This window comes from Streptomyces sp. FH025 (assembly GCF_017427025.1).
Taxonomy (GTDB): Bacteria; Actinomycetota; Actinomycetes; order Streptomycetales; family Streptomycetaceae; genus Kitasatospora.
Genome location: NZ_JAFLNG010000427.1, coordinates 1 through 6,762, shown reverse-complemented (window position 1 = coordinate 6,762; position 6,762 = coordinate 1). Strand labels below are relative to the sequence as shown.

The window sequence follows — 6,762 nt, the reverse complement described above, 5'->3', positions numbered from 1 at the left end:
CTTGTTGAGCAGCGCCTGGGCCTGCGTGAGCTTGTCCTGGATGCCCTTCTTCTCGGCGGAGAGTGCGGCGTTGGTGGTCTCCAGCCCGGCGAGGGCGGCGGCGGCCTCGCTGCGGTCCTGGTCGAGGCGGCGCTGCTCGCCCTGGAGCCGCTTCAGCAGATCGGCCTGGGAGGTTGCCACCTGGCCCTGCATGGAGGCCTGGGTGAGGTAACTGTCGGGGGTGGAGCTGAGCATGAGCTGCACGGTGGGATCGATTCCGCCGCTGCGGTACTGCTCCCCGGCCATCACACCGAGCTCGGTCCTGAGCTCGTTCAGCCTGGCCTGGCCGTCGGCGACCCGCTCCTGTATTCGGTTGGCTCCGACCTGGAGCTGCTCTTGCTTCTCCTTGAAGCCGTTGTACTTCTCGATCGACGCCTCGGCCTGCTCGTTCAGCGCGTCGACCTGGGCCTTCACCGTCTCGACCGTGGGCGCCGGTTCGGCGCGCGCGCCGACGCCGGACGCGAGGACCGCACCGCCCGCCATCGCGGTGGTGAGGACGGCCATCCGGGCCCGGCTCGGCGGGTTCGGCTTGCGGTGGCTTCCCATCGTTCGGCTCGCTCCTTCGGCACGTGATGCGCCCACGCGGGTGCGCGCGGGCACGTCTGCCGAAGACACGGAAGTACGGCCCTCGAACAGATACTAATGAACTTAGTACATAAGTAGAAGGACTCCACAAGCACCCCCGCCGTCTACGATGGGTGCCGAGTATCGGGTTCTTCGGGGAAGCGGGCGGGCTGTGCGACGGTTGGGTGACCTGGAGGCGGAGATCATGGACCGCCTGTGGACCTGGGACCGCCCGGCCACCGTGCGCGAGGTCGTCGACGACATCAACCGGCAGCGCCCGATCGCGTACACCACGGTGATGACCGTCGCCGACATCCTGTACGGCAAGGGGGTGCTGACCCGCGAGAAGCAGGGCCGCGCCTGGCTCTACCGGCCGGCCCTCAGCCGCGAGGCCTACACCGCGGCGCTCATGCAGGAGGCCCTCGACTCCAGCCGGGACCGCCCGGCCGCCCTGGCCCACTTCATCGACGAGATCTCCCCCGACGAGCTCGAAGTGCTCCGCGGCCTGCTCGACGCGAGGCCGACCCCGGAGGGCCCGTGATCTCCACGGCGCTCCTCGCCGTCTACGCCCTGCTCGTCGGGCTGGCCGCGCCCCGACCGCTCCGGCGGGCCCGCTGGGCGCACCGCGCGCCGGGTCTGGCCACCACGCTCTGGCTCGGCCTGCTGCTGTCCTTCGTCGTTTCGCTCGCTCTGGTGGTGCACCACCTGGTGGTGCCCGAGCGGCACCTGCACGAGGGAGTGCTCGGGATCCTGCACGCCTGCGGTGTGGCCGGAGCGGTGAGCCCCGGGCCCGTGGGCGACGTCGCACGGATGACGGCCCCGCTGATCGTCGCACTCTGGCCGCTCGGCTGGTTCGCCGCGGTGCTGCTGCGCGCCCGCCGCCACCGCAGCCACCACGCCGACATGCTCGACCTGGTCGCGCGGCCGGAGCCCGGCCTCGCGGCCACGGTGCTGAACCACGACACTCCCGCCGTCTACTGCCTGCCCGGCCGGGCTCGGCGGATCGTCCTCACCAGCGGAGCCCTGAACGCCCTCACCCCCCAGCAGCTCCAGGCCGTCCTGGCGCACGAGCGCGCCCACCTGACCGGCCGCCACCACCTGCTCACCGGTGCCGCCGAGGCGTTCACCCGCGCCTTCCCCGGACTGCCGCTGGCCACCGCCGCACGGACCGAGATGGCGACGCTGCTGGAGATGGTCGCCGACGACCGAGCCGTCCTCGTCCACCCGCCGCACACCCTGGCCAGCGCCATGTGCGAGGTAGCCGCCGGTCGGGCACCCGGGTACGGCTTCGGCGCCGGCGGATCCACGGTCGTCGCCCGCGCCACCCGACTGCTGCGCCCCGGCAAGTCCCCGCACCCGCTGGCCTGGACGTCGATCGCGGTCTTCGCGCTCGCCGCGCCGATGCTGCCGTTCCTGTTCGCCTGCGGCTCAGCCGCCGGCTGAGCCCGTCGAGTCGACGGAACCCGGGCAGACCCCCTGCGACCGAACACCCGACGCACTGCGCCACGAAACTACTAAGTTCGTTAGTTGATATGGTTCCACGGCACCCGGTCGCACCGGCCGGACGCGGGCTCCGACGCGTCGGGACGGCGACACTCTCCGGCCGGCTCCCCGAGCAGGCATTTACTAATCTACTTAGGAGTTTCGCGTACACTTCCGGCGTGGAACTCGCTTACCTTCCCAGCCCCTCGCGCGGCGTGCTCTACCTCGGACCGATCCCGCTACGGGCCTACGCCTTCTGCATCATCGCGGGCATCGCGGTGGCCGTCCGGCTCGGCTCACGTCGGTGGGCCGCCCGCGGCGGCAAACCGACGGTGGTCGCCGACGTGGCGATCTGGGCCGTCCCCTTCGGCATCATCGGCGGACGCCTCTACCACGTCATCACCACCCCGGAGCCCTACTTCGGCGCCGCCGGCAACCCCTGGAAGGCCTTCGCGATCTGGAACGGCGGCCTCGGCATCTGGGGCGCGGTCGCCCTGGGCGCGGTCGGCGCCTGGATCGGCTGCCGTCGCCACGGCGTCCCGCTGCCCGCCTACGCCGACGCCGTCGCACCCGGCATCGCGCTCGCCCAGGCGATCGGGCGCTGGGGCAACTGGTTCAACCAGGAGCTCTACGGCCGGCCCACCGGTCTGCCCTGGGGGCTGGAGATCACCCGAACCCTCCCCGACGGCTCCACGACAACGGGCATCCACCACCCGACCTTCCTGTACGAGTCGCTCTGGGACGTCGGTGTCGCCCTGCTCGTGATCTGGGCCGGCCGCCGGTTCTCCCTGGGTCACGGCCGCACCTTCGCCCTGTACGTCGCCGCGTACACCGTCGGCCGGTTCTGGGTCGAGTACCTGCGGATCGACACCGCCCACCAGTTCCTCGGGCTGCGCGTGAACGACTGGGTCTCACTGCTGGTCTTCGCCGGCGCCGTGATCGGCCTGGTCGTCTCCGCCCGTCGCCACCCCGGCCGGGAGGGACCCGAGGCCTTCGACCCCGAGACCCCCGCGGCCGAAGAGGTCCCCGCAGCGGCACCCGCCCTTCTGGAGAAGTGATGAACCCGTCCGGACCCGCACTCCCGAACCGGCCGCGGCCGTACAAGCTCCGGATCAGGCACAGCCGCCGCTGGAAGGCCGGCGTGACGGTCATCGCCTTCGCCTCCGCGATGGCCGTGGTGCACCTGCTGGAGCACTGGCACCTGTTCACCCTGACCACCGTCAACCTGGACGACGCTCTCTTCGGCTGGCCCGCCGCCGTCCTCGCCGGACTGGGCGCCGTCGTCATGGGACGGGACTGACCTCGTACGGACGTCGCGACGACCGCCACCTCCCCGGCCGGGGATGCGTCAGGTCCCGGGCCGGGGCCGCACTACTCGCCTCACCGCACCGCCACCGGGCCGGCCACGATGCGACCCCGGCCCATGCCGCCCGGCGCCGGCCCGCGAGGCGGGTTGCCGGTCCCCGGACGCGTGCCGCTCACTGCACCCCCGCAGGGCGTTCGCGCGCGGCGAGCACGGTCGCGGCCCCTGCGCTCGCCCCGGGTCGTCGGGTCCGGCGACGGGGTACGAGCAGCGCGATCGTCGCGAGGACCGCCGCGCCCTCCGGCCAGGAGCCGACCCGGTCGGCGGGCGTGCGCGTGGTGCGCAGCGGCAGGTCGGCGGTCAAGGTCTCCTGGGTCCACTGCCCGGTGCGTCGGGCGGTGGTGCCGTCCGGGCGGATGACGGCGCTCACACCGCTGGTCGCCGCGACGACCAGGGCGCGGTCGTGTTCGACGGCGCGTAGCCGGGCCATGGCGAGCTGCTGCTCGGTCTCGGCGGTGGAGCCGTCGCGCATGTAGGTCGCGTTGTTGGTCTGCTCGACCAGCAGGTTGGCACCGGCGCGGACGCCGTCGCGGACGGTGGCGTCGTACCCGACTTCGAAGCAGATCACGTCCGCCATCCGGACCCGCCCGGCGCTCAGCACCGTGGTGCCGGTGCCGGGGGTGAAGTCGCGCGGGATGAGCTGGAGGTCGCCCAGGCCGCCGAGCAGGGTGCGGGCGGGGATGTACTCGCCGAAGGGGACCAGGTTGCGCTTGGCCTGGAAGGGGCCCGGACCGGTGTCGGGGTGCCAGAGCCGGCCGGCGTTGAGCATGCCGCCGCCGGGCCGGTCGAGGATGGCGCCGACCAGCACCGGCCGGTCGACGGCGGCGACCGATTCGCGGACCAGGCGGCCGAGGCCGGCGTCGTGTGAGGGGTCGGCGTCCAGCGCGTTCTCCGGCCAGATGACGACATCGGGGCTGGGCAGTTCGCCGGCCCGGATCCGGTCGGCGAGCCGCTTGGTGGCCTCGGCGTGATTGGCGGCCACCGTCCCGACCCGCGCCTGCTCGGCCAGCGTCCGCTCGCGGGGGACGTTGCCCTGGACGACCGCGATGGTCGCCCGGTCCTGACCGTCGTCCGGGTTGGGCAGTGGCAGCACGACCGAGGCGGCGGCGGTCGCCACCAGCCAGCCCGAGGCGCGCAGCCGGGCCGTCCCGCGTTCGCCGAGGACGACGGCGGCGAGCCCGGCGCCGACGAGGGCGGTGGCGAAGGTGACGGCCGGTGCGCCGGCCCAGCGGGCCCAGGCCAGCAGCGGCGAGTCCGCCTGGCTGAAGGCGAGCCGCCCCCAGGGGAAGCCCCCGAGCGGGAACCGCCCGCGCAGCGCCTCCCCGGCGGTCCACCACAGGGCGACCGCGAGCGGCCACGCCCGCAGGCGCAGCAGCCTCGGCAGGGCTGCGGCGGTGGCGGCGACGATCGCCGACTCGGCCGCCGTCAGGGCGAGCCAGGGCAGGAACCCGATCGAGTTGACCAGCCACCACACCAATGGGCCGAAGAAGGCGAGTGAGAACAGCAGCCCGTGGACAGCGGCCTTCCGCGCCGGATGCCCGGCGGCGGCAACGAGCAGGGCGGCCACCCCGAGCGGCGCCAGCGGCCAGAGCCCGTACGGCGGGAACGCGAGTGCGAGCACCGCGCCGCCGACGAGTGCGACGGCCGCGGCTGGACGTGGACCGAGCCTCGGCTCGGTCGGGCGCTCAGACACCGGCATGCGCGTGGCGACCCGACCACTCGAACTACGAAACATCTTAGGAGACACGCGAGGGAGTCTGCCACCTCGCAGGGCCGGTCGGCCTCGTCCGCGGGGACGAGCGGTTCCGTCCGACCGGCCGGAGAGTCCGACCGATCGGCCGAGGCGGGGTCGGGGCGGGCACTGCGAGGGTGGCGGCCATGGACATCGACTCCCCTTCCTCTTCCAGCACTTCATCCACGTCCGGCGCGCCGCGCCGGGCCCTGCTCGGCGCCTCCGCGCTCGGCCTGGCCGGAGCCGCCGCCACCACGCTGGGCGCCGGTCGGGCACAGGCCGCTCCGGGTGACCGGCGGGGCGGGGCGCAGGTCGACCCCGGCCGCCGGCGCCAGGGTGACGACCGGTTCCGGGACAAGGCGGTGCTGATCACCGGCGCCACCTCGGGCATCGGCCGGGCGACCGCGCTGGCCTTCGCCGCGGCCGGCGCCCGGGTGGCGTTCTGCGGGCGGCGCACGGCGCTGGGCCGCCAGGTCGAGCAGGAGATCCGCGATTCCGGCGGCGAGGCCTCGTACCTCCCGGCGGACGTGCGCGACCCGGCGCAGGTCGAGCGGTTCACCGAGCAGGCGGTGGCCCGGTACGGCGCGCCGGACATCGCGGTCAACAACGCGGGCATCGGCAGCGGCAAGCTCCTGCACGAGCTGAGCGTCGCCGAGTGGGACGACGTGCTGAACACCAACGCGCGTGGCGTGTTCCTGGCGCTCAGCTACCAGATCCCGCACATGCTGAAGGCCGGTCGCGGCGTGATCGTCTGCACCGCCTCCTCGGCCGCCGAGCAGGCCCGGCCGAACGGCGGCGCGTACACGGCCAGCAAAAGGGCGATTCAAGGTCTGGTCAAGGCGGCCGCCTTGGCGTACGGGACGCGGGGCATCAGGATCAACGCGATCCTCCCGGGCACCACCGACACCGCCTTCGTCCGCCCGCCGGGCATTCCGGACGCGGCCTGGGAGCGGTTCAAGAAGGCCTACGGCCCTTTGAACATCGAGGGGTTGGAGCGGATGGCCGAGCCCGAGGAGATCGCCCGGGCGATCCTGGCCCTGACCTCGGACGACTTCGGCTACCAGACCGGCGCTTCGGTGCCGGTGGACGGCGGGGCGACGGCCGGACGGCGGATGGTGCTGCCGCCCGTGAACTGATCGTCCGTCAGGCCGCGACCCGTCCGCGGACTGAACACTCGGCGAACGATTGCAGCCAGTAGTTGAACCGTCACCATGAGTGTGACGCAACGCACACACGCCATGTCCACAGCGTGTGCGAGACTCATCTCAAGGAGTGAGATTCCCTTAATTTCCAAGGAGGTTCGCATCATGCGCGCTCGGATCGCAGCTGTGATGATGACGGTGGCAGGGATCGCCGGCCTGACGGCCGGCCCCGCCATGGCCGCCACGGCCACGACCGAGGCCGACACCGCGGCCTGCGCCGCGGTGCTCAACCGCCCCTGCATCACGCACCAGGCCGACAGCGCGGGCATCGTCGGCATCGCCCAGGTCAGCGCCGCCCCCGACCAGCTGACGATGGTTCAGGTCGAGATCCGCACCCAGCAGGCCTGGGGAAGCCCGTGGGAGACGATCGCCAGCGCCAC

General features: G+C 73.0%; 8 protein-coding genes. 6 read left to right on the top strand and 2 right to left on the bottom strand.

Annotated elements, in window-relative coordinates; genetic code table 11:
- On the bottom strand, positions 1 to 585 hold a 585-nt coding region (locus tag J0670_RS25855), incomplete at its 3' end, for a coiled-coil domain-containing protein (RefSeq protein ID WP_374223164.1).
- Positions 586 to 775: 190 nt separating this feature from the next.
- Here J0670_RS25855 and J0670_RS25850 point away from each other — a divergent pair.
- The 4 genes from J0670_RS25850 to J0670_RS25835 all read left to right on the top strand — a co-directional run bounded on the left by J0670_RS25850 (position 776) and on the right by J0670_RS25835 (position 3,385).
- Positions 776 to 1,144 (top strand): BlaI/MecI/CopY family transcriptional regulator, encoded by a 369-nt coding sequence (locus J0670_RS25850; protein WP_207814070.1) that lies wholly within the window; start codon positions 776 to 778, stop codon positions 1,142 to 1,144.
- Positions 1,141 to 2,046: a M56 family metallopeptidase gene (locus tag J0670_RS25845; protein WP_307806691.1), complete on the top strand. Its 906-nt coding sequence runs from the start codon at positions 1,141 to 1,143 to the stop codon at positions 2,044 to 2,046. The genes J0670_RS25850 and J0670_RS25845 overlap by 4 nt, the downstream gene beginning before the upstream one ends.
- 218 nt (positions 2,047 to 2,264) lie before the next feature.
- Positions 2,265 to 3,143, top strand: a complete 879-nt coding sequence (gene lgt, locus J0670_RS25840; RefSeq protein WP_207814069.1) for a prolipoprotein diacylglyceryl transferase — start codon at positions 2,265 to 2,267, stop codon at positions 3,141 to 3,143.
- Positions 3,143 to 3,385 carry a hypothetical protein gene (locus J0670_RS25835; protein WP_207814068.1) on the top strand — a complete coding sequence of 81 codons (243 nt, stop codon included), beginning with the start codon at positions 3,143 to 3,145 and terminating at the stop codon, positions 3,383 to 3,385. Before lgt ends, J0670_RS25835 begins: the two co-directional genes overlap by 1 nt.
- A gap of 178 nt (positions 3,386 to 3,563) precedes the next feature.
- Here the strand turns inward: J0670_RS25835 and lnt are convergent, their stop codons facing one another.
- The gene (lnt, locus tag J0670_RS25830; protein ID WP_207814067.1) at positions 3,564 to 5,141 is read right to left on the bottom strand and encodes an apolipoprotein N-acyltransferase; all 1,578 of its coding nucleotides are present in this window, start codon (positions 5,139 to 5,141) and stop codon (positions 3,564 to 3,566) included.
- A 185-nt stretch (positions 5,142 to 5,326) separates the two neighbouring features.
- Between lnt and J0670_RS25825 the strand changes: the two genes are divergently transcribed.
- Together J0670_RS25825 and J0670_RS25820 are read left to right on the top strand one after the other, a co-directional pair.
- Positions 5,327 to 6,316: an SDR family NAD(P)-dependent oxidoreductase gene (locus J0670_RS25825; RefSeq protein ID WP_207814066.1), complete on the top strand. Its 990-nt coding sequence runs from the start codon at positions 5,327 to 5,329 to the stop codon at positions 6,314 to 6,316.
- A 171-nt stretch (positions 6,317 to 6,487) separates the two neighbouring features.
- Positions 6,488 to 6,762: hypothetical protein (locus J0670_RS25820; protein WP_207814065.1), on the top strand; the 275-nt coding region annotated here is incomplete at its 3' end.